Genomic DNA, 26,265 nt, shown 5'->3' with positions numbered 1-26,265 from the left:
TCTGCCGTAACTGGGCTCGGCGTTGCAAGAACCCTCAAACGTGCTAGACATAATAACGCAGCTGATGTTTATGGCCTTCCTACTCATGGCCTTCACCGGCGCCGACGCCCGCCTCAGAATGTACTTATGGGCTAAGAACATCAAACTCAGAATGGAAGAAATAAGGGGGTATGCGGAGGAGAGCGAGAAGGAGAGCCTAGAGGTCTTGAAGAAGTTAAACGTTAGGAACGCTGACGAAATAGTAAAGAGAATAAAGGAGTTCTTCCACATAAATCCGGTAGACGTAGAGCCAACTGACATAACTAAGAGGATGGCCCATATAATTAGGACTGGTCAAGAGAGGTGGGAGAAGTTGCTCTCTTCCGGCCTGCCGGAGGACGTGCCCAGGGCCCACAAGCATAACGTTCTGGTAATGCTTGAGATAACCAACAGCTTGAACATGATATATAAAATAGTGAGACACTACTTATTGACTTCTCTTAAGACGAACAACTTCTTCTTGATGATGCAGTTATGGATGCTCATGCCCATGATAAGCAAGACTAGCAAGACTTTGAGGGAGGCCTTGGATACCTTCAAGAACTGTAGGCCAGTTGGCGACGGGGCTGGCCCGCTGGTGGCCTTCAGGCTCCTCTTCAATAAGAAGAGGCTCTGGAGGCCAGCCAAGGACACGGTCGCTGGGGAGGTGGACATCGAGGGCAGGAGGGTTATAGTAGTAAAAGCAGAGGGGCCGGGGGCCACCGTGGGCTCCCCCGGCGAGGCCGTCCAGAGGGTCGTGGAGGAGCTCCGGGGGAAGGTGGACCTCATCTTAACTGTGGACGCGGCCTTGAAGCTGGAAGGGGAGGAGACTGGGCAGATAGCTGAGGGCTCCGGCGCAGCTATAGGCGACCCGGGCCCGGAGAAGATAGCGATAGAAAGGGTAGCAACCAAGTACGGCATCCCCCTAGAGGCCATAGTAATTAAAATGAGCGCCGAGGAGGCAATAACTGACATGCCGGAGAAGGTGGCTAAGGCGGTGGACGCGGTAGTCCAGAAGGTAGTCGAAAGGGTGAAGGAACTGCCCGAGGGAGCTACGGCGGTTGTCGCGGGAATAGGGAACACTTGCGGGGTGGCGCAATGAGCTTTGAGGCGTTCTCGAGGCTCGCCGAGGAGTACGACGCCTGGTACGAGGAGAACGAAGGGCTGTATAAGGAGGAGCTGAAGTGCGTGAGGAAGGTAATAGAAGGCAAATGCTTAGAGGTCGGCGCCGGCACCGGAGCCTTCTCTGCCCCCTTGGGTTGCGTGGCCTTGGACCCCGCGCTGGGAGCCTTGAAGCTGGCGAAGCGGAAGGGCGTGGAGAGCGTCTTGGGCGTCGCCGAGGCCCTCCCGTTCCGGAGCTCTTCCTTCAATATAGTGGCGTTCGTCACTTCTTTGTGTTTCGTCCAAGACAGAGAGAGGTCCTTGAAGGAGGCCGCCAGGGTGGGGAAGAGGGTGGCCGTGTGCGCACTGCTGAAGGAGAGCGAGCTGGTCAAGGCGTATGAGGAGAAGGGGAGGAGGGGGCACCCGATATTCAAGCACGCCCGCTTCCTCTCTAAGGAAGAGTTGGACTCCCTCGGGAAAGAGGTCTGCTCCGTGGGCGACTTCTTCGCTTGTTACTCCCTCGCCGCGTGACCCTTCAAGGCGACGAGCTCCTTGCCGTTCTGTCTTATAATTTCGAGCGAGCCCTTGTCCACCATTCGTCTTATGACCTCGTACACGTACTGTTTAGAAAACTCAAACCCCATGTCTCTCAGCTTCCTAAGCACCTCTGCCTTCCTCATTGGTCCTTCCTTGACTATGGCGTAGATTGCCCTCTCCAAGTCTCCGTAACCGCACAAGGGCTTGAGCTCCCCTAGGAGGTAAGCTAGGTTGAACAGCGCCCCCTTGGTGGGGTCGCCCTCGGAACCCAAGTAGACGAACGCCTTGCCCCAGTCATCCGGGTCCAGGGTGGTTATCGCCAGCAACGCGGCCACGATCAGTTGCCTCATCCCAGCGTTCAAACAGAGGGTTACGTCGTCGACCTTCAAGGACCTGATCAGCCTAGCGGAGACTAAGGCCACGTTCCGAGGCAAGTCCCCGGGGTCGGCCGAGAGCTCCAGTACCTCGAACTCCTTCCCGTAGCTAACTATTATTTCCTTCAAGTTGGAGACTGCCTTTTCAGCCTTCGGGTCGCTGGGCTTAGGTATGTATGCGACAAACTTGGTGACGTTTCCGAACCTGTTCACCGCTTCTAATAAGCACCTCAAGGGGAGCTTCTCGTCGAAGCCCACGGGCGAGTGGACCTCCAAGGCCGTGCACCTCTGATATATACGGTATTAGCATGCATGAACCCTAAAAAAGGAAAGCTTGTAGGCCGAAGAGGGGCGCGCCTTGAGCGAAGACAAGGCTAACAAGGTAGTATTGTGGTTCGAAGAAATTACTAAGGATGACATTCCCCTAGCGGGAGGCAAGGGCGCCAACCTCGGCGAGCTCGTACACGCCGGCATACCGGTCCCCCCGGGCTTCGTGGTGTCGGCGAACGCTTATAGGAGGTTTATAAAGGAGACCGGTCTCCTCGAAAAGATAAACTCCATGCTGACCGACGTGGACGTGAGCGACATCAAGGAGCTCGAGAAGGTTTCCGAAGAAATTAAGAAATTAATAATGGAAACTCCGATGCCCAAGGATATGGAACAAGAGATAAGGGAGGCTTACAGAGAGCTAGCGAAGAGGGTAGGCGTAGAGCCGGAGAAGCTCAGGGTGGCGGTGAGGTCCTCTGCCACTGCAGAGGACTTGCCGGACGCCTCCTTCGCGGGCCAACAAGACACCTACTTGAACGTAATAGGCGAGGACTCGGTGGTAGAGCACGTCAAGAAGTGTTGGGCCTCCCTCTTTAATGCCAGAGCTATAGCCTACCGGGTTAGCAAGGGCATACCCCACGAGAACGTGGCTATGGCCACTGTCGTACAGAAGATGGTGAACGCGGAGAAGGCAGGCGTCATGTTCACCTTGGACGTCAGGAACGGTGACCGTGACAAGATCACGATCGAGAGTTCGTGGGGCCTGGGCGAGGCCGTCGTGGGAGGCAAGGTCACGCCGGACACTTTCATAGTGGACAAAAAGGTGGTCAAGGAGTTAATGGACAAGGACCCAACGGAGGTCAGCGAGGACGACTTGAGGAGAATGATACTAGAAAAGCACATAGCTAAGAAGGAGATAGCTGTAGTGTTCGACCCTGAAAAGGGAGGCACCAAGGAGGTCCCCCTACCTCCCGAGAAGGCCGAGGCCCCGTCCCTCAACGACAGGGAGATTTTCGCATTGGCGAAAATGGGAGTGAAGGTGGAGGAACACTACGGGAGGCCTATGGACGTGGAGTGGGCTATAGACAAGGAAATGGAGTTCCCTAAGAACGTGTTCATGTTGCAGGCCAGGCCGGAGACGGTCTGGTCCGCAAGGGAAGAAGTAAAGGTCAGGCCCGAAGAAGAGGAAGAGGAGGTAGAACAAGTGGAGGCCGAAGTCCTAGTTCGCGGCCTCCCGGCCTCCCCCGGGATAGGGATAGGGGCTGCTAAGGTACTCTTCGACCCTAAGAAGGACGCGGACAAGTTCAACGAAGGAGACGTGTTGGTAACCAAGATGACTGATCCCGACTGGGTACCCTTGATGAGGAAGGCATCCGCAATAGTAACGGACGAGGGGGGCATGACCTCTCACGCGGCCATAGTTTCTAGAGAGCTGGGCATACCGGCAGTGGTGGGCACTAAGGAGGCTACCAAGAAGATCCAGAGCGGTACCGTAGTGACGGTAGACGGCTACAGGGGCGTGGTCTACAAGGGCAAGGTGAAGCTGGGCGCCGAGAAGAAGGAGGAGAAGGCAGAGGCTGTGGGCTTCGGCGTCCCCAAGGAGGAGCTCCGCTTCCTCTACCCGCCGACCGGCACCAAGATTTACATGAACTTGGGCGAGCCCAACGCCATCGACCGTTACAAGGACCTACCCTTCGACGGAATAGGACTAATGAGGATCGAGTTCATAATAACGGACTGGATAGGCTACCACCCACTCTACTTAATAAAGGAGGGTAAGGAGACCTTCTTCATAAACAAGCTAGCCGACGGAATAGCGAAGGTGGCCTCGGCCATATACCCGAGGCCGGTGGTGGTTAGGTTCAGCGACTTCAAGAGCAACGAGTACAGGGGACTGAAGGGAGGCGAGGAGTTCGAGCCGGAAGAGAGGAACCCGATGCTGGGCTGGAGGGGAGTCTCTAGGTACATCCACCCTAAGTATGAGCCGGCCTTCCGCTTGGAAGTTAGGGCAATAAAGAAGGTGAGAGAAGAGTATGGCCTGAAGAACGTATGGGTGATGTTGCCGTTCGTGAGGACCACTTGGGAAGTAGAGAGGGTGCTGAAGATAATGGAGAACGAGGGATTGAAGAGGAGCAGAGACTTCAAGGTTTGGATAATGGCTGAGGTCCCGAGCGTAGTGTTACTCGCCGACCAGTTCTCCCAGCTGGTGGACGGCTTCAGCATAGGCAGCAATGACCTCACCCAACTGGTGTTGGGGGCCGACAGGGACAGCGACTTGCTGGCGAAGATGGGCTACTTCGACGAGAGAGATCCAGCGGTGTTGAAGGCTATAGAAATGCTCATCAAGACGGCCCACAAGTACGGGAGGACCGTCAGCATATGCGGCCAAGGCCCCAGCGTCTATCCGGAGCTAGTAGAGTTCTTGGTGAAGGCAGGAATAGACAGCATAAGTGTGAACCCCGACGCTGTAATAAGAACCCGATACATGGTGGCCGGGATAGAGAGGAAGGTTATGCTAAACAGGCTCGCGGAGCTCGAGGAGAGGCTCCGCAAGTGAGTTCTCTTTCGCAAATTTTTTTGGATACAAAAAGACCATTCTCCAAGGGTGAAAGGGACGAAGAAGGGGTTCGCGCTCATCTCGCTAATGATGATCGCGTCCATCCTAGCCTCACTAATATCGTTGACTCCGCTGGCCGAGGCTGGCCGGGGCCCCTCCAACACGCTCAAAGTGGTCGAGGTCCTCTGGGCCTTCGACGACCGCGGCAAGCCTGTGGCGATACTGAACTTAGAGGTCGAGGGGAGGGTGCTGCTCAAGGGTGTTAAAAGCCCTTGCACGGGGGTTTTGAAGCTCGAGCCCGGAAATGCGGTAGGCGAGAAGGGGAAGAAGATGAACGCGCTCGACCCGCTGGACCCGATGTATCCCGGGGTGCTTCACATCAAGAAGGATGCGGTGGTCTCCATAGGCTGGATAATTAGAGAGAAGGTGGGTGTGGGGAGGTGCGAGCTCCACGAAGTCTTCGTCAAAGACGGGAAGATTACCTTCTCTCCGAAGGGAGTGACGCTCTATACCGGTAAGTACTTCGTCGCTTTGAGGCTGAAGGATATCAAGTTCGAGGTGTTCTCTAAGTGCGAGGGCAAGCTTCTCTTAGAAGGGTCAGAAAAGCCCTTTTCGGTCACGTTGGGGTGAGGCGTTAGGGAGCCGCTTGATAACGGACTACCACGAGTTCGAAGAGGAAGTCAAGGAAGGGGTAAGCGTCGTGGTCTTCACGGCCGAGTGGGTGCCAGTCAGTAAAAGGCTGGTGGAAAAGCTTGTCGAGTACTTAGAGAACTTCAAGGTTAAAGTAATAGAGGTCGACGTAGCTATGGCCCCAAAAGTAATGAGCGAAGAGAGGGTTTTCGTCCTGCCCACAGTTAAGGTATACTTGAACGGCAAGGTAGTAATAACTCAAGAGGACACCACCGGGAACGTGGCTGTAGACGCCGAGCACTTGAGGAGGGCCTTGAAGGAAGTTATGAAGAAGAAGGGGGTGCCGTTACGGTAGCCTCTCTCTGGTACGCCTTATAGCCTTAACGCTTGTACCGACCAAGTTCGGCCCCCACGGCTCTGGGCGCCCTGGGGAGTTTTAGGTCCTCCCGGAAGAGCGGCCCGAGGGATAATCGGAGTGGACGTCAGGGAGCTGGCCCTCAAGCACGCGCTGAGGAACGCCTACCTCCACGGCGGGAGGGCGCAGCTCAAGCCCGTGGTGACAGCGGTCCTAGCGGAGAGCCCCGAGCTGAGACCAAAGGTTAGGGAAATAATGCCAATAATCAAGGAGGTAGTAGAAGAAGTAAACAAAATGACCTTGGAAGAGCAAGAGAGGCTATTGAAGGAGAGGTTTCCGGAAGCGTTGGAGGAGAGGAAAAAGGAGGTGAGGAGAGGCTTACCCCCTCTCCCCAACGCTGAAAGGGGGAAAGTCAAGACCCGCTTCGCCCCCAACCCTGACTTCTACATGACCTTGGGCAACGCCAGGCCGGCTGTAATAAGTCACGAGTACGCGAGGACCTACGAGGGGAGGTTCGTCCTCCGCTTCGAGGACACGGACCCCAGGACGAAGAGGCCCTTGCCAGAGGCTTACGAAGCGATAAAAGAGGACTTGATGTGGTTGGGGATAAAGTGGGACGAGGAGTACTACCAGTCCCAGAGGATGGAGGTGTACTACGGACTCTTAAGGGAGCTCGTCAGGAGGGGAGGGGCTTACGTGTGCACTTGCCCTCCGGAAGAGTGGAGGAAGCTGAGGGACGAGGGCAGGCCTTGCCCCCACCGCGAGTTGCCTCCGGAGGAGCAAGAGGAGTTGCTCGACCAAGTCTTGGAGGGGAGGTTTGGCGAGGGCGAGGCGGCGGTCAGGATAAAGACGGACTTAAGTCACCCGGACCCCTCGGTCAGGGACTGGGTTGCTTTCAGAATAATAGATACTTCCAAGCACCCCCACCCCCTCGTGGGGGACAAGTACCTCCTCTGGCCCACTTACAACTTCGCCGCCGGGGTGGACGACTACTTAATGGGGATAACCCACGTGCTCCGGGCGAGGGAGCACAGGCAAAATACCGTGAAACAGGAGTTCTTATACAAACACTTGGGATGGACGATGCCTACAGTAATACACTTCGGGAGGCTCAAGCTGGAGGGCTTCGTGCTCTCTAAGAGCAAGATGAGGGAGGCCGGGATCAAGGGCGACGACCCCAGGGCCGCTACCATAAGGGGGTTGAGGAGGAGGGGCTTCGCCCCGGAGGCGATAAGGGAGGTCATGCTGAGCGTAGGAATAAAGAGCAGCGACGCGAGCATAAGCTTCGCTAACCTGGCGGCCGAGAACAAGAAGGTAATAGACAAGAAGGCCTACAGAATAATGGTAGTCGAGGATCCCGCGCCGGTCAAGCTGATCCTCCCCGAGACTTTGGAGGCCGAACTCCCGTGGCACCCGACGGAGGCCTTGGGCTCGAGGAAGTACTCCGTGGAGCCGGGTGATCTGGTGTACCTGGAGAGGACCGACTTGAGGAGGGCAAGGAAGAAGGGAGGACTGAGGCTCATGGAACTCGCCAACTTCAAGTACAAAGGTTTCGACGACGAGGATGGAGTTTACGTCTTGGAGTTCGAGAGTAAGGAGCTGGACAAGGGGAAGGGGTACGATATAGTTCAGTGGGTCAAGGAGCCCAAGGGGGCGGTGGTCTGGAGGCCGGGCGAGGGCAAGTCCCTCGCCCTGGTCGAGCCGGAGGCCTTGAGGGTGAGCGGGTGGGTGCAATTGATAAGGAAGGGCTACGCGAAGGTGGACGGGGTGGAGGACAACACCTTGAACTTGATATACCTTCACGAGTAGAAGGTGTTAAGTTTTGAGAACGCTGGTTGTGGGGGGATTCGGGGGGCACGCGGGCCAAGCCTTCGCGGTGGCGTACTGGCTCAAGGAGCTGGGCTCACCGCCGGACGTCCTCACGGTCAAGGGGACCGAGGAGAGGTTCCGGGAGGTGGCAGAGGAGGTATTTGTGACGGAGCAGCCCGTGCCGGTGGGGAGGGCCCGCCCCTCGGCCAAGGAACTCTTCAAGGCATTGTTCGACTCAGTCAAGATGAAGAAGTACGACGTAGTTATCTTGAACGGCAGCAACTTCGCGCTTATCCCCGGTTTCGTGCAAAAGCTCAAGGGAGCTAAGGTAATCAACGTAGAGGTCATAGATGCGGTAGTCAAGCCCACTAGGGCCGCGAAGCTCGCCTCCGCCTTCTCGGACTTAAACGCCTTGCACTGGGAGGAGCAGAGGGCTGCCTACCCGAAGAGGTCGAAGGTCTTCGGCCCGCTCCACGAACCGAGGCTGTGCGAACCCTACGACGGGGGCTACGTCTTGGTCGCCGCCGGCAGTCTGGGTTACGAAGAACTCTTCGACGCCGCGGCCGAAGCCTTCGGAGAAGGAGCAGTCCTCCAGACGGGCCGGGTCCCGCCCGAGAAGTACGAGGGGAAAGTCAAGAAGGCATTCTCGTTTTCCTTTGAGTTCCACAAGTGGCTCGCCGGCGCGACAGCGGTCATAACTACATTCCCGGGCTCCACGGCGGCCGTGGCCGCCCTTGCGTACAAGAAGCCTACGGTCTTGGTGTTAAACCCCCACCTGAAGAGGGCGGCCTCGTTGGAAAACGCCGTGCCCTACGCGAGGAAGATAGGGGCCGTCTTGAGCGACCTAAGGGGGTTGAGGGACGCCGTGGAGAGGGCCAAGGGCTTGCCCAGGCCCTCCTACCCGGAGGGCGCCAAGGAGCTGGTCCGCTACTTGCTCAGCTCCTTCTTGTAGCTCTCGAAGGTTCTCGAGACCTTCCCCTTCCACTCCTCGAAGCCCTCCGGGGTTTCTGGGTAGTTCTTGTACAGCTCCCTGATTTCTCTCATATAGTCGGCGACCACCTTGAGCTTCGGGAGCAAGGACGGCTTGCCCAGGGCCCTTATTACTCTCCCCAGCTTGTCCAACGCGGATATCCTCAACTCTCCCTCCAACGACGCTTTGAGCAAGTCTTCCTCCTTTATTATCTTGTTCTTCATCCCGTAGTTTATCTCGTCGTCAGTTAACGATTGGAGGAAGACGCGGAAGACGTCCAGGGCGGCTTGCTTAGCGCCGTAGGCGTCCATGAAGTCCTTATTGTACTTCCACAAGTTCTCCACTGTGGGCTCCTCCTCCAGAGCTTTAACCGCTGTCTTGGCCAGCAAGTAGGCCCCCAACATCCCGGAGCCTATTCCGCCGCCGTGGACCGGGTTCACTTGGTAAGCCGCGTCGCCAGCCGTCGCGAAGCCGTCGGCGACCATGCTGTCCAGGGGCCTTCGGGTGGGCACAACCCCTCCCCCGGCGTGGATCACCTCCCCTTGGAACCGGGGGGCCAAGTATTCGTGGAAGTACCACATAGGGTCCTTGTGGCCCACCCCTCCTTGGACGCCCAAGCCCAAGTTAACCCTAGTTCCCCCGCGATAGGGGAAGAGCCACCAGTATCCCCCAGGGGCCTTCTGCTGGCTTACGTAGATCCTTATGTACTTGTCGTCCTCGAGGGGGACGTTTATCTTCCTTATCTCTCTGTACGCCACGGCAGTGTCCTTGGGATCCAGCGGCTCTGAGACTGGCCAGCTCTTCGGCAAGGCCCTCCTCACGACGTACGCCACCCCGCTGGCGTCCACCACCAACCTCGCCTTCACGGTTTCCACTTTACCGTCCTTACGAACTGTGAGGCCGACGACCCTGTCGTCCTTAACCACTGGCCCGAGGGCGCGGGTCTTGAAAGAGAATTCGGCGCCAGCGTCCTTAGCCATGTTGTATAGCCACTCTCCGAACTTCTTCCTGTTCAACATATAGCCCTCCCCGGGCACCGTCCAGACAGTCTCCTCGTCGGGCGAGTATATCTTGGCGCCCACCACGTCTCCGTCGGTCGCCTCCTCCGGAGGGCTGCCTATGGGTATCTTCTCGAAGTACTCCTTGCTTATGGCATCTCCGCAAACCTTAGAGCCGACCTCTTCCTCGCCCTTGAGCTCCACTACCAGCACTTTGTAGCCGGCCTCGGCGAGGAACTTCGCGGCCACCAGCCCGGTGGTCCCCGCGCCCACCACGACCGCGTCGTACTCCAAGCTCTCGAACCCGGATGCGCGGCGCCGGCGGAAGGTTAGAAGCGTGTTGTCCCCGTTTCATTAATCCTCTTGCGGGCGTAGGCACAAGGAGCTAGTGATGAAGCTGAGGAGCATAATATGGATATTAACCGGAAAATGTAACTTGGACTGCAAGCACTGCTACGCCAAGAGGTTCCTTGACCCCTCCAAGTGGGGACCGGAGGTGAGTAGGGAGGAAGTAGAGAGGGTAATGAAGGAAGCGCTGGACTTGGGACTGGAGTGGACGAACTTCAGCGGCGGAGAGCTGCTCCTGTTCAAGCCTTGGGTCCTAGAGGTCTTGGCGGACTTGTCTCAGAGAGGGACGGATGTGAGCCTAGTGACGAACGGAATGTTCATTACTAAGGATAAGGCCGAGTACATGGCGAGAAACAGAATATTCGCCTACGTCTCTTTGGATGGTGACAAGGAGTCACACGAGTTCTTGAGGGGCAAGGGAACTTGGGCGGCGACCTTGAAGGGAATAAACAACTTGAGGGAAGCTGGGGCAGAGTTCGCGCTCGTCATGGCGGTGGGTAAACACAACTACACCAAGGTAGGTGAGTTCGTGAGGACTGCCAAGTCTTTGGGAGTGTCGCACGTCGCTATAATACCCATAATGCCTTTTGGTAACGCAATCAAGAACGGGGTATATGTGGGACGCGACGAGTTCCTCGTAGCACTCAAGGTTTTTGAGGAAGCCTTGGAAGAGAACGAGATGAGGGGAAGCGTCTGGTGTGCCCCTTGGGCTAGATACGTGATTAAGAGCAAGAGGGCGAGCGCGGGCAACTGCAGGAAGGCGGCCGGCATGGACATAGGGCCCGACGGCTGGACCTTGTTGTGCGACGTGTTGGACTTTAAGATAAACGACGTGAAGGGGAGGCCGCTGGAGGAGGCGTGGAACGAGTACTTGAGCCACCCGCTGGTGAGGAGGGTCTCCTCGCCCCCTCCGGGAGGGTGCGAGTGTCCATACTACAAGAGCTGCATGGGAGGGTGTTTCGCGAGAGCGCTGGCGTCCGGGGCGGGGTTCGAGGGGGACCCGCTGTGCCCGCTCAGACGAGCTCCAGCTTCTTGAGCCTTCCGAAGTTGTACATCAGCGTGTATCCGCAGTTCTTACACCTCAGCTTCACCACTTGGTTCTTAGTGACCTTGGCGAACCTCTTCTGTTCCGGCTTCCTCTGGGACCCGTAACCCTCTTGCTTCCTCCTGTACCTCCTCTCGCCTTGGGCTAGCGCCCTCCTCTTCCCGTGCTTGTACAAGCTCACAGCGTGGGGCGTGTGGGTCTTGCAGCGCGGGCAATACCTAACTATCTCCTTGGGGACCTTCACTCTTCCTCCCCAGCCTCCGTCGCAGGGAGCGAAAAATAAGGGCTCCGCCCTCCACTCAATACCTCCCATGGCCTCCGCCCGGAGGGGTCGACGGGTTGAACCTCCCCGAAGGCGCTAGCGTGAAGTTGCTGAGGGAGGAAGTGGTTAGGTGTCCCGTGTGCGGTAAGGAGAGCATGAAGGTCAGTATATACTCTTACGACATGCCTATGATAGGTCCGGTAATAATGGTTGTTGGGAAGTGTTCGGAGTGCGGTTACAAGTTCGTAGACATCAAGACTTGGGAGTCCAAGGGGGACCAGAAGATAGAGTTCAAGGTCGAGGACGAGAAGGACTTAAACACTCTAGTCCTTCGTTCGTCTACTGCTACCTTGGAGATACCCGAGCTGCAAGCGGAGCTCGCCCCCGGACCGGCCTCTCAAGGGTTCTTGACCACCGTTGAGGGCGTCTTACAGAGGTTCAAGGACATAATAGAGTATTTGTGTAAGGACGCACAGAATGAGAAGGAGAAGGCGGAGTGTGAGAAGAGATTGAACATGATTAATGAGATGTTAGAAGGAAAGAGGAAATTTACAGTAATAATAAGGGACCCTGAAGGACACAGTAAGATAGCTAACGAAAAGGCCAAAGAGGAGGTCAGAAGTACGGAGGAGGGGATGAGGAAATAGCCCCCTCAGCGAGCGGTGAGCTGTACGGTGGCAGTCCGACTCAGAGCTTCTTCTCTAAGGCCTTGAGGGCGTCCTCCAGCGCTTCTTTCCGTTCGTCCCCTTCACTCATCAACGCCCTCAATGTAAATACCGCGGTCTTGTAGAGCGTTCTCACGTCGTTCTGCAGCGAGTCCACGTTCTGCTCGCACCTCTTTACCCTCTCTTTCAAATCTTCCAGCGTTTCCAACACGTACACCAATATCTCGTTTATGTCGTGATGGTGGTGGTGATGGTGTTCGTGCGCGTGTTCCATCTCTATCTCTTCTTGGATTTTCATCATGCTCTTCTCGTCCTTAGGTAGGGTCATCCTCCTTCCCAACCTCACGACCCGTTGGCGAGGCTAGGAAACGGGGTTTATTAGAGAAGGGCCGTCTCTAGCGAGTTACAGCAGCTACACCTCTCTGGCTCATCGGGCAGCTTGGGAATTAAGGAATACAACAACTTCTTCGCGTTCTCAGTGTTCCTCTGCATGGTTTCTATGACCTCTTGTGCAGTTACAGGCCTTTCCGCCCACACGTCGTAGTCGGTCACCATCGCTACTGTGGCGTAACACATCTGGGCCTCGCACGCCAAGTTAACCTCCGGGACCAAAGTCATGCCTATTATGTCAGCCTTGAAGACGTCCTTCCAAATCCTGCTCTCGGCCTTAGTCGAGAACCTCGGCCCCTCTATACACACATAAGTCCCCTTTTCGTGAACCCTTATGTTCAGTTCCTTCGCCGTCTCGTAGGCTAGCCTCCTCAATTCCTCGCAGAAGGGCTCGGCCACGCTCACGTGTGCCACTACGGGGCCGTCGAAGAAAGTGTAGTCCCTCTTCTTAGTCATATCTATGAACTGGTCCGGGATCACGAAGTCACCGGGCTTGTAGTCCTCTCTCAAGCTCCCCACGGCCGAGACTGAGATCACCCACTTGGCCCCCAAGCTCTTGAGCGCCCATATGTTGGCGCGGTAGTTGACCTTGTGGGGAGGTATCTTGTGCCCCCTGCCGTGGCGGGGCAGGAAGGCCACTCTCTTACCTTTGAGAGTCCCTATTATTATGTTGTCGCTTGGGAGGCCGTAGGGCGTGTATACCTTCACCTCCTTCGCGTCTTCTAGGATCTCGGGGTCGTAGAGGCCGGAGCCCCCTATTACGGCTACCTCCGCCCTCTCCCCGGGCTCAGGGGGGAAGACCGGCAAGGCCCAACTCCTACGCTGGCTGGGCCCAAAGCCTTTTTGTGCGTCCGGCCGGAGGCCCTTGAAGATAACCATGCGCGGGGGTGATGGCGATGGTGTTCGTAGAACCGCCGGAGGACTGGGAGGAGGAGACCAGGCTGGTTCACGGAGGGGAGTATAGGGACTCGGAAACCGGGTCCATAGTTACCCCCATTTTCGTCTCAGCGATATACAAGTACCCGGAGGGGAACCCCTACGGCTACAAGTACGCAAGGAACTCAAGTCCCACCATAGAGGCCTTGGAAAGGAAGGCGGCGGCCGTCGAGAGGGCCGCGGAGGCGGTGGCGTTCTCGAGCGGTATGGCGGCCGTGAGCTCCTCATCAATGACCCTCCTCAAGCCCGGGTCCAAGCTGGTTACCACCAAAGATATCTACGGGACTAGCTACGAGTTCTTCACGACGTTCCTCAAGTCCTACGGTATAGAGGTAGACGAGAAAGGCGTCGGGGAGGGGGTATTGGAGAGGATAGACAAAAAGACAGACGTAGTCTTCGTAGAAACAATAAGCAACCCGTTGCTCATCGTCCCGCCGGTGGACGAGATAGCGAAGGCTTGTGAGGAGGTGGGCGCCAAGCTGATCGTTGACAATACCTTCGCTACGCCAATAAATTTCTTGCCGTTGAAGGTAGGCGCCTACGGGGTCGTGCACAGCGCTAGCAAGTACTTGGCGGGTCACAACGACGTCTTGGGGGGTATTTTGGTAACTAATGACAAGAAGTTCGCACTCAACCTTAAAAACGTGAGGAGGATGTTGGGCGGGATCCCGGACCCCCAACAAGCTTACCTCATAATAAGAGGCCTCAAGACCCTACACGTGAGGGTGGCCTACCAGAACGAGGCAGCTCTGGAGATAGCCAAGTTCTTGAGGGACCACCCCAAGGTCGAGAAGGTCTACTACCCTTGCTTGGAAGACCACCCGAGCTACCCGGTGGCCAAGAGGCTACTCAAAGGCTGCGGAGGGGTGGTGAGCTTCGAAGTGAAGGGCAACGGCTTCGACGCTATAAAAGTTATGAAGAAGGTGAAAGTAATTCAGAGGACCGCCTCCCTCGGAGGGGTGGAGAGCATAATAACTCACCCGGCTACCATGACTCACCATACCGTCCCCCCCGAGGTGAGGAAGGAGCTCGGGATAAAGGATAACCTGTTAAGGTTGAGCGTAGGCCTAGAAAGCGTGGAGGATCTGCAAGCCGACTTGGACCGAGCCTTGAGCTCTATTTGAGGCACCTCACCTTTACCTTAGCAGCCTTGTAGACGGGCGTCCCGCTGGGCTCCCTGGGTTCCCACGGTATCACCGCGTTCACCTTCAGACCCAAGTGGTTGAAGAAGGCGAGGACAACTCCTTTGGGCACCCTGTCGCTCACCCTTACCTCCCCCTCCACGCAGCGGCCGGTCTCTTCGGAACAGACCTCCACCGCCTTGCACCCCGGGTCCTCCCCGAAGTAAAAAGCCTCCTCCATTGAATGCTTTTTCATCCTCTCGGTTCCTCCCTTAGTGGTCCAAAGGGCCGGATCTCTGGCCGTGTAGAACCAGTAACCGTCCTTCAAGTGGTAGTCCAACAGCTTCGCCTCTGGGGGCTGTACGTCCCTCCACCCCTCGGGCTTTTCCACGTACTGGTCCTCTCCGGCGTAGAGTCGGTTCACGTCTATTACTTTGTAGTGTTCCACCAAGTTGAAGGCTTCCTCGGTTATTTCCTTTATGTCCTTAGGCAAGTACAGACCCAAGTACTCCGCGACCAGTCTGAAGAACTCGTACGCCTTGTTCGCTCCCGTCCTCACCGCAGTTACCAAGCCGTCGCCGGAGGTGACCGTCCCAGTCGTGAAGATCACCGGACTGGAGGGCACTATTAAGTCAGCGAACACGCTCGTCTCGGTGAGCTTGGAAGTTACGTGGATTACTTTCGCCTTTTCCAAGGCCTCCCCCACGGCGAACGAGTTGGGGAGGGAGGCAACCACGTTCTGGCAGTGGACCAAGTAGAGGTCCCTAGGCACCTTGAAGGCCTCCACCAAGTCCGCCCCCATCTCGGCGGGCACCGGGAAGCCCCAAGCCTCTTCCAAGGCCTCCCTCGGGGCAGGGGGGTAAGGGTTGAGCCCCATGTCGCCGGCTCCTTGGACGTTAACCTTCCCCCTCAAGGTGGCCACGGCGCCGCCCCTCTTCAAGGTAGCCAAGATCAGGCGCGTGACCGCCTGGTAACCGTAGCCGGACTGGGTGACGCCCATCCCGTGGACCAGCGAGGGCCTCTCAAAAGAGGTCCACAAGTCCCTCACCTCGCGGACGTCGACCCACTCTTCGACCCAACTAGGGATCTCCTTTCCGTATGATATTGAATAGATGACCTCTGAGAACGCCAAGAAGCCCGGGCCAGGGGGGACCAAGAGCCTCTCGTCCGCTTGGAGCATGGTGAAGCTCTTCCAAGCGTCTACCACAGCAACCCTCTTCGCCTCTTTCTTTATCTTGGCCCAGAAGACGGGGTAAGTCACGCTGACGTCGCTGCCCACGATCAGAACTTCCTCCAGCTCGTCGCTCATCTTGAAGGGGGTGAGGGGCTTGCCGAAGACTAGCTTGTAGGCCTCTACGCTGGAGGAGTGACACACCCTCCCGCAGTGGTCCACAGCGTTGGTCCCCAAGAAGCGGGCCAGTTTCTGGAGCGCCCAAGCGCTCTCGTTTGTGTCCTCCGCCGAGCCGGCGAAGAAGGGGTCCTTCGCCTTCCTTATCCACTCCGCCGCCCTCTCGGCGGCTTCTTCCAAGCTCACCTCCACGAAGACTTCCCCTTCGCGGAGGAGGGGCCTCTCCAAGACGTTCTTATAGTACTCAAACGCCTCCAAGCCTTTGCCGCACACCGGGCCGAGGGGCTTGCCGGCCTCGCTCAGCTTACAACCTACGCCGCAGAAGGGACAAGGCACCGGCATTACGGAAACCAACCCCTCACAAGTTCAATACGCTCTGGTAGTTGCCCAAGTCGAGCAAGCCGTGACCGCTGAAGTTGAAGAGTATTACGACCTCTTCGTTCTTCCTCTTAGCTTCCAGAGCTATGTCTATTACGGCCTTGATAGCGTGGTTAGTCTCCGGCGCCGGTACTATGCCCTCTGCCCTAGCGAAGAGCTTGCCGGCCTCGAAGCACTCCCTCTGTTCGTACTCCACGACCTCGATCCACCCCTCCTCGTAGAGCAAGGATAGGGCGGGCGCCACTCCGTGGTACCTCAGCCCCCCGGCGTAGATGGGGGGCGGGGTGAACTCGTGGCCCAAGGTGTGCATCTTGAGTTGCGGCAACAGTCCCGCGGCGTCTGCGAAGTCGTACTCGTACTTGCCCTTGCTGAACTTAGGCACCTCCGCGGGAGTCACCCCAACGTACCTCCTCCTCTTCTCCTTCGGGTCTTTGCTCCTCTGGAGCTCTTGTCCGAGGAATGGGAAGACCAAGCCTCCGAAGTTGGAGCCGCCGCCTATACAAGCAACTAACACGTCCGGGTCCTCGCCTATCTCTTCCATTTGCTTCATAGCTTCCAAGCCTATTATGGATTGATGCAGCAAAACGAAGTTCATTACTGACCCGACGCCGTACCTCCAGTTCTTCTTCAAGGCGTACTCTATGGCCTCGCTCATCGCTATTCCCAAACTTCCAGGGTGGTTCGGGCTCTCCCGCAACACTTTCTTGCCGAACTCCGTCTCCTCGCTCGGCGAGGGGGTCACGTCCGCGCCGTAGAGCTTCATTATTACTCTTCGGTAGGGCTTCTGGTGGTAGCTGCTCCTCACCATGAATACTTTAACTGGCATATCGTACATAGCGCCGGCTAAGGCCAAGGCGGTTCCCCACTGGCCGGCCCCGGTCTCGGTTGTGAGGCCCTCCACGCCCTCCTCTTTAGCGTAGTAAGCTTGCGGTATGGCGGTGTTTATCTTATGACTGCCCGTGGGGGTGGCGCCTTCGTACTTAAAGTAGATGCGGGCCGGGGTGTCTAATAGCTTCTCTAACCTTCTCGCCCTCATGAGTGGAGTCGGCCTGCCTATCTCCTTGTAAGCCTCCAGCACCTCGTCCGGGACGGGGACCCAGCGCTCCACGGTGTTCTCTTGCCAGATGAGCTTTTTGGGCAATATCTTCAACAGCAGCTCTATCCTCGAGAACTCTTCCTCCGCCCCCTCCGGGTCCCTGGGAGGGGCCAGAGGCTTGGGGAGATCGGGGAGTATGTTATACCACTTGTCCGGAAGCTCCACTCCTCTTTACCAAGGGTCTGGGGTCTGGGGAAAATAAAATCAACCGAGGGCGTCTCTTATCTTCTTAACGACCTCTTGTGCTTCCTCTTCGGTGTACTTCTTGGGCGTGTACTGGAACCTCACCTCGTCCGGGGAGTACCTCGGGACTACGTGGACGTGGAAGTGGAAGACCACTTGTCCAGCCACTTCTTCGGCGTTCGTCACGACGTTTACTCCCTTAGCGCCCAAACCTTTTACGACGGCGTTCGAAATTTTCTTTGCAACTTTGAACACTTTCGCTACTACCTCGTCTGGCGCGTCTAGGATGTTCTTGTAGTGTTGCTTGGGCACTACCAAGGTGTGTCCGGGCGTGGCCGGGTTTATGTCTAGGAAGGCAACTACGTCTTCGTCCTCGTAAACCTTCCACGAGGGGAGCTCTCCCCTAACTATCTTGCAAAATACGCAGTCCACCGTTAGCCCCTCCCTAATGAGGAGGTCGGAGGAGAGGTTATGAGCGTTGGACGCTGGTCAGCGCGACCTCTGCGGGTATCTTCTGGAGCTTGACCTCCAACACTTCGACTACTTTCTCCAACTTCTTTGCCAACCACTCCACGTCCTTCTCCCTTCCGCTTATCCTCAAGCTAACCTCTTTGGTCTTTCCGGAGTCTATGACGGCCATGTCGTGAAAAGCCACCGGCGCCTTCCTCACCACGTGTATTGCCCTCGCCAAGCCGTCCAGCCCGCCGTCGACCGCCGCGTATATGGAGAACCTTATGACGTAAGTCTCCACCTCGCTCACAGCTACCACCTCCTCACACCTTTATCCCAGCGGCTTGCTCGGGGGTTAAGATTAGGTTCTCGGGCGATATCACCTTGCCGGGCGCGACCATGGGTAACACCATTATGTCTGGGTCCACTATGTAATCTATCACGAGTGCCTCCCCTTGGGCAACCCTCCTCAGCGCCTTCCTCATTTCCTCGTAGGTCTCCGGCCTCACCCCCTCTATCCCGAAGCTCTCTGCGAGTTTGACGAAGTCAGGCAAATACGCTAAGTTCTCGCCCACCCTCCTGTGACTGAAGAAGAGGTCTTGCCATTGTCTTATCAGCTGGAGGGAGCCGTTGTCGAACACCAACACTCCCACGTTCAGGTTGTACTGCTTGATCGTCGCCAAGTTCTGAGAGGTCATTAAGAAGCTCCCGTCGCCGTCTATGTCGAGCACGGGCTTGTCCGGGGCCGCGGCCTTCGCCCCTATGGCCGCGGGGAAGCCGTAGCCCATGGTCCCCAGCCCGCCGCTCGTCAAGTACGTCCCGGGCACGTAGACCGGGTAGTGTAAGGCCGCCCACATCTGGTGGCCGCCGACTCCCGTGGTCACTATAGCGTCCTTCGGCAACTCTTCTCTGGCGATCTTCAAGACCTTCCACGGCTTCAGCCCCCTCCCCCTCTCTTTTAACAACACCTCCCAAGCCATCTTCCCGAACTCCTTTGCCTTCTTGATGAGTGGTACTTCATCGCTCCTCTTGAAGTTCAACACTTCGACTATGTAGCTCCTCAGCACCCTCAGCGCCTCCCTTGCGTCGGCTACTATGCCCACGTCAGGGTCTATGTTCTTCCCTATCTCGCTCTTGTCTATATCTATATGGATTATTTTCTTCCCTTTCCTGAACTCTTCGAAGTTACCCACCGTCCTGTCAGAGAACCTCGTCCCGACGGCCAGTACTACGTCCGCGTTGTAAAGGGCGTAGTTGGCCTCCGGCCTCCCGTGCATGCCGGCGTTGCCGATGACCAGAGGGTGGTCGGCTGGGACTGCGTTCTTACCCATAATGGTGGTCACTATAGGGGCCATGAGCACCTCTGCGAGTTTGAGGAGCTCGTCCGTGGCGAAGGACCACCAGACCCCTCCGCCAGCGAGTATGACCGGGTTCTCCGCCTCTACTAACAGCTTGGCAGCCTTCATTATGGGCTCCGGGCTGGGCTTGGGCGGGTTGGGGTTGTAGCCCGGGATCCACTCGCTCAGAAGCTCCTCGTCGCTGGGCCAGTAGAAATCTATGTCAACCCTCCAGAAGTCTCTGGGAACGTCCACTAGGACCGGGCCCGGCCTGTTGGTAACGGATATCATCTTAGCCGCCCTTATGGCCCAAGTTATTTGCTCGGGCTTCCGGACCAAGAAGCTGTGCTTGGTTATCGGCATGGTTACGCCAACTACGTCAGTCTCTTGGAACGCGTCCCTCCCCATAACCACCGTGGGGACTTGGCCCGTCACGGCAATCATGGGGGCGCTGTCCATGTAGGCGGTCGCCAAGCCAGTGACTAGGTTGGTCGCCCCGGGCCCTGAGGTGGCGAAGGCCACTCCGGGGACCTTCCTCTTCACCCTCCCGTACGCGTCGGCCGCGTGGGCGGCCCCTTGTTCGTGCCTCATTAGTATTACTTCCACGTCGTGGTCTGGTATCTTTTCGTAAAGGCCGAGGTTGGCGCTGCCCGGTATTCCAAAGGCCACCTTGAGGCCCTCCCTTTCTAAGGACTCCAGTAGGGCATCGGCTACGTACACCTTACACCACCCCTCCTTTCCTTGGTCTTGAAGCTGTTCTCAGCTCCTCTCCTTCCCGAGACGGGTCCGGGGAAAGCTACCTCAATTCCAAGGCATCAGCCCTCGGGCCAGCTCGTTTAGGGGTATTTATGTTATAGTGCAAGCGGAACCGATTATAGGCCAGCATGTAAGCGGCGAGGCGGGGTTTGATGTGGATGAAGAGCGCCTACTCCGACTCCTCCTCACGCCTATAGTGGAGAGGGCGAGGGAGGACAAGCTCCAGAGCTCCGACGAGGACCCCTCGGTTGTTCACGTCTCCAAGCTAAGCCGCGGCTGCTCGAACTTCGTGGAACAAGACTCCTACGAGGAGGACCCGGAGCTTCTGATAAGCTCCCTCTTGAAGGGTTCTAACAACAGCATCTCGTGGCTCCTGGGACAGTTGGTCCACACTTCCATCGAGTTGTCAGTAGATAAGAAGGTCATAGACGGGTGCGAGGTGATCAGCGAAAAGGAGGTGAAGAAAGAGGTGGAAGTAGAATGCGAGCCAGGGAAGGTCGTGCTGAAGGGACACGTCGACCTCTACGTCAAGTGTCCTCACGAGGAGTTCGCGGTCGAGCTGAAGTACCGCAGCGCCGGAGAGTTGGGGCTGAGGAGCTATTACCAAACAATGACCTATTCCGCGGCTCTGGGGGTGCCGGTGTACGTAGTCATAATAACTCCTAACAAAGTAACTATAGAAAAGGTGGAAGCGGACGAAGAGTTCTTGCGAAAGGTGGTTAACGACTTCAAGTGTAAGGGCTACTTAGAGGAGATAGTATTCAACCCGGACGCCAGGCCTTGCAACAACTGCGCCAACAAGACCAACTGCGAGCTGTGGAGGAGAGCCGTAGGGGTTTTGGTCTCTAAAGTGAAAAGGTGAGGACGCGTTGGACCCGACCTCCTTGGCGCTCCTCTTGTTGGGATTCCCGCTGGGGAGGACTAGAGCAAAGGCCTTAGCGCCTCCCTTGTCCAAGTTCTTGGTCTACGCGGTCGCCCCGGTGCTGGGCTTCTGGGCGGGGACGCACCTCAAGAGCGAGCCCTTGTTGCCCTTGGCCCTCCTCGCGGAGGTGGCGACCTTCTACTCGGCCCGCAGCGCCTTCGAGGGGTGCGAGAAGAAGGGGGGCGCTGGCATAGCCTCTGCCTTTGGAAACACGATCTTCTTGGGGGTCCCCGCCGTCCTGGCAGCCGGGGGCTCGGTGGGCACAGCGGTAGCTTACGCTATGCTGACCACATTCGTCCACTACACCCTCGCCGCCCTCTACAGCTGTAAGGGAAGGAAAAAACTCATCAAAATCCAACCCTTCACCGTAACGTTCTTGTTAGGAGTCCTCCTCAGCCCCCTCTACCGGCAACTGGAGGGACTCAGGTGGACCGAGGCCCTCGCCGCGGAGCTGTCCAAACTAGGCTTGCTCATACTAGGCTTGAGCTTTGAGTTCCGGTACCTAAAGTTTGACGAAGAAGTGATAAAGGTAGGGGTCTTTAAGCACTTACTGCTGCCAGCCTTAACCTTTCCTGTCGCTATGTTCGCCGAGCCAAAATCAATTATGCTGGAGGCGAGCATGCCTCCGGCCTTTATGAATATAGCTCTAGCCTATGCATACGGATACGACACAAAGCTGGTGACCAAGTCAGTGATAACGTTGACCGTCGTGTGGATCCCAGCGTTCTTACTGGCGGCGCCCTTCCTCAGAGCTCGCTGAGCTCCTCTTTCAACATCTCATATATCCTCTTGAGTATCATTTCTGCTGCCACCGCAAAAGCTAAATCCTTTAAAGACACCATACCCACTATTTCGTCGTCGGCAGCAACTGGCAAGTGGCGGACGTTGTGCATCCTCATCATTTCTATAGCTTTAAGCACACTGGTCTCTGGAGACACAGTCAACACGTCCGGAGTCATCACCTCAGAGACGGGCACGTTCAAGTCCTTTCCTTCGGCAACTGCCCTCACCACGTCCCTTTCAGTCACTATTCCCACTACCTCGCCCTTGTCGTCGACCACCACCAAGCTCCCCACGCCTTTGTCCATCATTTCCTTTGCAGCTTCCCTCAAAGTGTTGTTTACCCCTATCACTACTACGGGCTTAGACATGACGTCCGAGACCGTAATGGGGCGCATCCTCTTCCACCGATTTTCACGGTCTCGCAGGAGGTTATATGGGGAGAGCGCGATGCGCTTCGGCTTAAAAGAGCTGGCCGAAGCCTTTGAAGCCAGAGGGCTCCCCTCGGTGGAGGCCTTCTCGGCTGCCGAGGAGAGCGTGACCTACGGGACAAACTGCTTTGACTTGGTTTTTTCCGACGAACCCTACGTTGCCTTGAGGCTCTATTATGACAACTTGAATAAGAAACTAATCCCAGTAGTGGTTAGAATTATGGTAAAGAAGGCTAAACATGAACTGAAGAAGGACGCCTTGGAAGCGATGTTGCCGGCCCTTCTCTCGGCAGAGGAAGACCAGGAGGTCCTCTTGATAGCCGCCAAGCCGCCTAAGGCGAACAACTTAATTGAAATGTTCAAGCTTATGGAGAGTTTGGCAAGCTCTATAAGAAAGCTCGTGGGGGAGGGAGAAGCCTCGTTCTTGGGTTACGCGCCCTCGGACTGTACGAAGTTCTTGTGAGCTCGGCCGCGGGCTGTTACCATCACCCTTCAGGGGAGGTTCGTGCTCCTCATCGCTCCACTTTGGCTACCTTGCCCATCGCTTGACCAGGCAAGTTGGGCTTGAACACGGCCACGGCGACCCCTTTCTTGCCGTGGGGCCTCAACACTTTTCCGACGTAAACGTTGCCGTGTTCGTCTTCGTATATTATCTTGCTCCCTACCGCCGAAGCTGCCTCTCGGTAACTGGGGAAGCGGACCAGCACTTGGTGCGCGTTCTGGCCGTTGGAACCCCTCCTGTACGACACGATAACGACTTCCACTTCGACGACCCCCGGGGGCCCTCGGACGGGACTTTAGAAGGCTTTCCGCATTAAAGTTAGGCCGACCTAAGGCCTTGCGGGCGACCGCATGCCCTTCCCCGTCGACAGGTTGAGGTTCGGTCCCGCCGGGATACCCAACTCTGCAAAGAAAAGGAACGTAATAGATGGAATAAAGAGGGTCAAAGAGTTAGGGCTGGACGCTATGGAGCTTGAATTCGTCAGGGGGGTTAGGATGAGCGTAGAGAAGGCTGAGGAGGTGGGGAAGGTGGCCAAGGAGCTGGACGTAGTCTTAACGGCCCACGCCCCATACTACGTCAACTTGGCCTCTCCGGAGGAGGAGAAGAGGAAGAAAAGTATAGAGTACATCGTCCAGAGCGCTAAGGTACTCCACGCTGCCGGGGGGTGGAGCGTGGTCTTCCACCCCGGGTGGTACATGAAGAAGGCCCCCTCCGTCGTTTACAAGAGGGTAAGGGACTCGCTGGCTGAAGTGGTGGAGAGGGTCAAGGAGCTGGGGCTGGACGTCTGGATAAGGCCGGAAACTATGGAGTTGAAGAGCAAGTTCGGCTCACTCGAAGAAGTGATAAAGCTCTCTCAAGAGTTCGACATAGTCCTCCCGTGCGTGGACTTCGCCCACCTCCGGTACAGAGAGGGCTGGAACGCCAAGGAGGACTTTAGGACAGTCCTCGAGAAGTTGGAGAAGGAGCTGGGGAGGTTTGCCTTAGACAACATGCACATTCACGTTTCCGGGATAAAGCTCGACAAACACGGAACCCACCTAAACTTGGACGAATCCGACATGAAATGGAAGGAATTGTTAGAAGTTTTGAAAGAGTTCAACGTTAGGGGAGTTCTCATAAGCGAGTCACCGAACTTGGAAGAGGACGCGTTAATGATGAAAGAGTATTGGTACCAACTGTCGATATTTACTCCTACCGGCTGAAAGTCTTTAGGGACGAAGGATGCGCGATACCTTGAAGAAGATAATAGAAATTGTCGAAGCTCACGACGAGTGGAGGCATCAAACGATAAACCTCATAGCCAGCGAGAACGTGATGAGCCCGCTGGCAGAAAGTTTGTACATGAACGATATGATGCACCGCTACGCAGAGGGCAAGCCATTCAAGAGGTACTACCAAGGGACTAAGTACATAGACGAGATAGAAGTATTGGCGACAGAACTCATGAAGAAGCTCTTCGACGCGGAGTACGCGGAAGTCAGGCCTGTGAGCGGTACAACGGCCAACGGGACGGTGTTCTACGTCTTGGGGCAAGAGAAAAAGAAGGCTATAATACCCCCAGTTCAAGCCGGCTCCCACGTCAGCCACACCAAGTTCGGCATACTTGGGGCCTTGTGCGTAGAACAAGTAGAGATGCCCTACGACGAAGAAAACCTAAATATAGACGTGGATAAGGCGGTTAAGATGATAGAGGAGACGGAGCCTGCCTTCGTGGTCCTCGGAGGGAGCATGTACCCCTTCCCGCACCCGGTGAGGGAGATAGCCGGGGCCGCACACTCAGTCGGCGCGAAGGTCGTCTACGACGCGGCCCACGTGTTGGGGTTGATCGCCGGCAAGGCCCTCGAAAACCCCCTTTCCGAAGGCGCCGACGTAATGACCGCATCTACTCACAAGACCTTTCCCGGCCCTCAGGGAGGCGTAATCTTGACAAATGATAAGGACGTTTACAAGAAGGTGTCTAAAACAGTCTTCCCCGTCTTCGTGAGCAACCACCACGCCCACCGCCTCCCGTCTTTGGCGGTCACCGCGTTGGAAATGTTGGAGTTTGGCGAACAGTACGCCTCTCAAGTGGTCTCCAACGCGAAAGCCTTAGCCGAGGAGCTCCACTCCTTAGGGGTTAAGGTCTTGGGAGAACACTTGGGCTTCACGCGGACACATCAAGTAGTAATCGACGTGAGGGAGTTCGGAGGGGGTTCGGAGATCGCTAAGAAACTCGAAGAAGCTAACATAATAGTCAACAAGAACTTGTTACCGTGGGACCCCCCAGACGCCATAGCAAATCCCAGCGGGATAAGGATGGGCGTCCAAGAGATGACTAGGTTCGGAATGAGGGAGGGGGAGATGAAGGAAGTTGCGAGACTTATAAAGAGAGTTATGGACGGCGAGGACCCGAAGAAAGTTAAGGAAGACGTAATAGAGTTGAGGAAACAGTTCGTAGACGTGAAGTACGGCTATAAGATGAGCGACCTAAAGGAAGCCGAGGGGAGGTTCAAGAAATACTTGAAGTTGGTATTGGAGCTCTGATTCCTGCCTCTTTTTAAACTAATAAGGAAGCTCACGGAACCTCAAAGGGGCTCAGAGTTGTCAAAACAGCGCGTCCAGAGCGAGAAGGCTGAGGAGCGGTTCAAGGCGATAGGTCCGGCCGAGTTCTTCTTCAGAAACATAGAGCTCACGGGCTTCGATAACTACACTAGGGCAATCTTCCAAACAGTTAAGGAAATGTTGGACAACTCTTTGGATGCTACGGAAACCCACGGCATCTTGCCAAGGATAACTATAGTCATAGAAAGGCTCGACGAGACTAAAATTCTAGGCGACGAAGAGGAAAAGAAGGACATCAAGGGCCCCAAGGATGGTATTTACAGAATAACAGTAGACGACAACGGAATCGGCGTGCCCCAAGACAAGATACCTTATGCCTTCGGTAGGATGCTCTACAGCTCCAAGTACGTAGAGAGGCAGACCAGGGGCACCTACGGCTTGGGAGTGAAGGCCGCGGTGCTCTACGCCCAGAAGACCACCGGCGAGCCCGCAACGGTGATCTCGAGCCCGATAAAGGACAAGATGACCTACAGGTTCAAGGTATCCACAAACATAAGTACGAACGAGCCGGACGTCAAAGAAAGGGGGTCGTGGACTAAGTCCGGCGACTGGCACGGGACGAGGGTAAGCGTGATAATGGAGGGTAACTGGAAGAGAGCAAAGAACAAGGTAATAGAGTACGTCAAGAGGACTGCTATAGTGGCGCCTTACGCGGACATAACTATCATTACTCCGGACAGAGTCCTAATTAGGTACCCAAGAAGAACTAAAGAAATGCCCAAACCCCCTAAGGAAGTGAAGCCCCACCCCCTCGGCGTAGACATAGAAACAATGAAAAGGATAATTCAACTAACTACCGCAAAAACCTTGCTACAGATGTTAACAACGGAGTTCCAAGCGATAGGAGCGAAGACCGCTAAGACCATCTTGGGCATAGCGGGGTTGGAGCCAAACCTAGACCCCAAGAAACTGAACGAGGAACACGTCAAGGCCTTAGTTAACGCCATGAAAGAGTACGGAGCGACCAAGAGGTACAAGGCCCCCAGCAAGGAGGCTCTCTCCCCCATAGGGGAGAAGCTGATAAAGATAGGTCTGAAGAGCACGCTGAACCCCGAGTTCGTCACCGCCGTGAGCAGGAGGCCCTCGTCCTACTCCGGC

At 56.3% G+C, this 26,265-nt stretch carries 28 protein-coding genes; 16 read left to right on the top strand and 12 right to left on the bottom strand.

What is annotated here, in order from left to right; all coding sequences use genetic code 11:
- Positions 1-22: 22 nt before the first annotated feature.
- Positions 23-1,120 (top strand): DUF1512 domain-containing protein, encoded by a 1,098-nt coding sequence (locus AC1HCZ_RS07000; RefSeq protein WP_479462828.1) that lies wholly within the window; start codon positions 23-25, stop codon positions 1,118-1,120.
- On the top strand, positions 1,117-1,650 hold the full coding sequence (locus AC1HCZ_RS06995) for a class I SAM-dependent methyltransferase (protein ID WP_479462827.1): 534 nt from the start codon (positions 1,117-1,119) through the stop codon (positions 1,648-1,650). The genes AC1HCZ_RS07000 and AC1HCZ_RS06995 overlap by 4 nt, the downstream gene beginning before the upstream one ends.
- Here AC1HCZ_RS06995 and AC1HCZ_RS06990 read toward each other — a convergent pair.
- The gene (locus tag AC1HCZ_RS06990; RefSeq protein WP_479462826.1) at positions 1,632-2,306 is read right to left on the bottom strand and encodes a hypothetical protein; all 675 of its coding nucleotides are present in this window, start codon (positions 2,304-2,306) and stop codon (positions 1,632-1,634) included. The genes AC1HCZ_RS06995 and AC1HCZ_RS06990 overlap by 19 nt on opposite strands.
- A gap of 82 nt (positions 2,307-2,388) precedes the next feature.
- On the opposite strand from AC1HCZ_RS06990, the gene ppsA reads away from it, so the two are divergent.
- The 5 genes from ppsA to AC1HCZ_RS06965 all read left to right on the top strand — a co-directional run bounded on the left by ppsA (position 2,389) and on the right by AC1HCZ_RS06965 (position 8,600).
- Entirely contained in the window at positions 2,389-4,854 is a 2,466-nt protein-coding gene (gene ppsA, locus AC1HCZ_RS06985; RefSeq protein ID WP_479462825.1) for a phosphoenolpyruvate synthase, read from the top strand.
- Positions 4,855-4,902: 48 nt separating this feature from the next.
- Positions 4,903-5,484: a hypothetical protein gene (locus tag AC1HCZ_RS06980; protein WP_479462824.1), complete on the top strand. Its 582-nt coding sequence runs from the start codon at positions 4,903-4,905 to the stop codon at positions 5,482-5,484.
- Between the two features lie 16 nt (positions 5,485-5,500).
- On the top strand, positions 5,501-5,839 hold the full coding sequence (locus AC1HCZ_RS06975) for a thioredoxin family protein (RefSeq protein WP_479462823.1): 339 nt from the start codon (positions 5,501-5,503) through the stop codon (positions 5,837-5,839).
- 120 nt (positions 5,840-5,959) lie between these two features.
- Positions 5,960-7,648: a glutamate--tRNA ligase gene (locus tag AC1HCZ_RS06970; RefSeq protein WP_479462822.1), complete on the top strand. Its 1,689-nt coding sequence runs from the start codon at positions 5,960-5,962 to the stop codon at positions 7,646-7,648.
- A 13-nt stretch (positions 7,649-7,661) separates the two neighbouring features.
- Positions 7,662-8,600, top strand: coding sequence for a glycosyltransferase family 28 protein (locus AC1HCZ_RS06965; protein WP_479462821.1), 939 nt, complete (start codon positions 7,662-7,664; stop codon positions 8,598-8,600).
- Here the strand turns inward: AC1HCZ_RS06965 and AC1HCZ_RS06960 are convergent.
- Positions 8,576-9,910 (bottom strand): digeranylgeranylglycerophospholipid reductase, encoded by a 1,335-nt coding sequence (locus AC1HCZ_RS06960; protein ID WP_479462820.1) that lies wholly within the window; start codon positions 9,908-9,910, stop codon positions 8,576-8,578. The genes AC1HCZ_RS06965 and AC1HCZ_RS06960 overlap by 25 nt on opposite strands.
- A 97-nt stretch (positions 9,911-10,007) precedes the next feature.
- Between AC1HCZ_RS06960 and AC1HCZ_RS06955 the strand changes: the two genes are divergently transcribed.
- Complete coding sequence (locus AC1HCZ_RS06955; RefSeq protein WP_479462819.1) at positions 10,008-11,000, top strand: radical SAM protein; 993 nt, start codon at positions 10,008-10,010, stop codon at positions 10,998-11,000.
- Here AC1HCZ_RS06955 and AC1HCZ_RS06950 read toward each other — a convergent pair.
- Positions 10,978-11,253, bottom strand: a complete 276-nt coding sequence (locus AC1HCZ_RS06950) for a 50S ribosomal protein L44e (RefSeq protein WP_012123247.1) — start codon at positions 11,251-11,253, stop codon at positions 10,978-10,980. The two genes, AC1HCZ_RS06955 and AC1HCZ_RS06950, sit on opposite strands and share 23 nt — an antisense overlap.
- Before the next feature lie 95 nt (positions 11,254-11,348).
- Between AC1HCZ_RS06950 and AC1HCZ_RS06945 the strand changes: the two genes are divergently transcribed.
- A complete protein-coding gene (locus tag AC1HCZ_RS06945; protein ID WP_479462818.1) occupies positions 11,349-11,918 on the top strand; it encodes a ZPR1 zinc finger domain-containing protein in 570 nt (189 codons plus the stop codon).
- A 40-nt stretch (positions 11,919-11,958) separates the two neighbouring features.
- On the opposite strand, the gene AC1HCZ_RS06940 is transcribed toward AC1HCZ_RS06945, so the two are convergent.
- Both AC1HCZ_RS06940 and AC1HCZ_RS06935 read right to left on the bottom strand, forming a co-directional pair.
- Complete coding sequence (locus AC1HCZ_RS06940) at positions 11,959-12,282, bottom strand: hypothetical protein (RefSeq protein ID WP_479462817.1); 324 nt, start codon at positions 12,280-12,282, stop codon at positions 11,959-11,961.
- 32 nt (positions 12,283-12,314) lie between these two features.
- A complete protein-coding gene (locus AC1HCZ_RS06935) occupies positions 12,315-13,133 on the bottom strand; it encodes an S-methyl-5'-thioadenosine phosphorylase (RefSeq protein ID WP_479462816.1) in 819 nt (272 codons plus the stop codon).
- 89 nt (positions 13,134-13,222) lie between these two features.
- On the opposite strand from AC1HCZ_RS06935, the gene AC1HCZ_RS06930 reads away from it, so the two are divergent.
- Positions 13,223-14,386, top strand: coding sequence for a trans-sulfuration enzyme family protein (locus AC1HCZ_RS06930; RefSeq protein WP_479462815.1), 1,164 nt, complete (start codon positions 13,223-13,225; stop codon positions 14,384-14,386).
- Here AC1HCZ_RS06930 and AC1HCZ_RS06925 read toward each other — a convergent pair.
- From AC1HCZ_RS06925 to ilvB, 5 genes are read right to left on the bottom strand one after another with little or no spacing between them, the layout of a single operon-like run.
- Positions 14,379-16,085 (bottom strand): molybdopterin oxidoreductase family protein, encoded by a 1,707-nt coding sequence (locus AC1HCZ_RS06925; RefSeq protein WP_479462814.1) that lies wholly within the window; start codon positions 16,083-16,085, stop codon positions 14,379-14,381. The genes AC1HCZ_RS06930 and AC1HCZ_RS06925 overlap by 8 nt on opposite strands.
- 4 nt (positions 16,086-16,089) lie before the next feature.
- Entirely contained in the window at positions 16,090-17,370 is a 1,281-nt protein-coding gene (locus tag AC1HCZ_RS06920) for a TrpB-like pyridoxal phosphate-dependent enzyme (protein WP_479462813.1), read from the bottom strand.
- A gap of 39 nt (positions 17,371-17,409) precedes the next feature.
- The gene (locus AC1HCZ_RS06915) at positions 17,410-17,820 is read right to left on the bottom strand and encodes an HIT family protein (protein WP_479462812.1); all 411 of its coding nucleotides are present in this window, start codon (positions 17,818-17,820) and stop codon (positions 17,410-17,412) included.
- A gap of 37 nt (positions 17,821-17,857) precedes the next feature.
- The gene (locus AC1HCZ_RS06910) at positions 17,858-18,157 is read right to left on the bottom strand and encodes an ACT domain-containing protein (protein WP_479462811.1); all 300 of its coding nucleotides are present in this window, start codon (positions 18,155-18,157) and stop codon (positions 17,858-17,860) included.
- 4 nt (positions 18,158-18,161) lie between these two features.
- Positions 18,162-19,895 (bottom strand): biosynthetic-type acetolactate synthase large subunit, encoded by a 1,734-nt coding sequence (gene ilvB / locus AC1HCZ_RS06905; protein ID WP_479462810.1) that lies wholly within the window; start codon positions 19,893-19,895, stop codon positions 18,162-18,164.
- Between the two features lie 136 nt (positions 19,896-20,031).
- Between ilvB and AC1HCZ_RS06900 the strand changes: the two genes are divergently transcribed.
- A complete protein-coding gene (locus AC1HCZ_RS06900; protein ID WP_479462809.1) occupies positions 20,032-20,793 on the top strand; it encodes a hypothetical protein in 762 nt (253 codons plus the stop codon).
- A 7-nt stretch (positions 20,794-20,800) separates the two neighbouring features.
- Positions 20,801-21,613, top strand: a complete 813-nt coding sequence (locus AC1HCZ_RS06895) for an AEC family transporter (protein ID WP_479462808.1) — start codon at positions 20,801-20,803, stop codon at positions 21,611-21,613.
- On the opposite strand, the gene AC1HCZ_RS06890 is transcribed toward AC1HCZ_RS06895, so the two are convergent.
- Entirely contained in the window at positions 21,600-22,031 is a 432-nt protein-coding gene (locus tag AC1HCZ_RS06890; RefSeq protein WP_479462807.1) for a CBS domain-containing protein, read from the bottom strand. The two genes, AC1HCZ_RS06895 and AC1HCZ_RS06890, sit on opposite strands and share 14 nt — an antisense overlap.
- Before the next feature lie 52 nt (positions 22,032-22,083).
- Here AC1HCZ_RS06890 and AC1HCZ_RS06885 point away from each other — a divergent pair, with 52 nt between their 5' ends.
- Positions 22,084-22,527 carry a hypothetical protein gene (locus AC1HCZ_RS06885; RefSeq protein WP_479462806.1) on the top strand — a complete coding sequence of 148 codons (444 nt, stop codon included), beginning with the start codon at positions 22,084-22,086 and terminating at the stop codon, positions 22,525-22,527.
- Between the two features lie 49 nt (positions 22,528-22,576).
- On the opposite strand, the gene AC1HCZ_RS06880 is transcribed toward AC1HCZ_RS06885, so the two are convergent.
- The gene (locus tag AC1HCZ_RS06880; RefSeq protein WP_479462805.1) at positions 22,577-22,828 is read right to left on the bottom strand and encodes a 50S ribosomal protein L35ae; all 252 of its coding nucleotides are present in this window, start codon (positions 22,826-22,828) and stop codon (positions 22,577-22,579) included.
- 88 nt (positions 22,829-22,916) lie between these two features.
- On the opposite strand from AC1HCZ_RS06880, the gene AC1HCZ_RS06875 reads away from it, so the two are divergent.
- The 3 genes from AC1HCZ_RS06875 to AC1HCZ_RS06865 all read left to right on the top strand — a co-directional run.
- Positions 22,917-23,768, top strand: a complete 852-nt coding sequence (locus AC1HCZ_RS06875) for a TIM barrel protein (RefSeq protein ID WP_479462804.1) — start codon at positions 22,917-22,919, stop codon at positions 23,766-23,768.
- A gap of 19 nt (positions 23,769-23,787) precedes the next feature.
- Entirely contained in the window at positions 23,788-25,089 is a 1,302-nt protein-coding gene (gene glyA / locus AC1HCZ_RS06870) for a serine hydroxymethyltransferase (RefSeq protein ID WP_479462803.1), read from the top strand.
- A 57-nt stretch (positions 25,090-25,146) separates the two neighbouring features.
- The coding region (locus AC1HCZ_RS06865) for a DNA topoisomerase VI subunit B (protein ID WP_479462802.1) at positions 25,147-26,265 on the top strand (1,119 nt) is incomplete at its 3' end.

It is taken from the genome of Ignicoccus sp. (genome assembly GCF_056435145.1).
The sequence above is the reverse complement of the archived record's forward strand: the minus strand, read 5'-3'. Positions and strand labels throughout refer to the sequence as shown.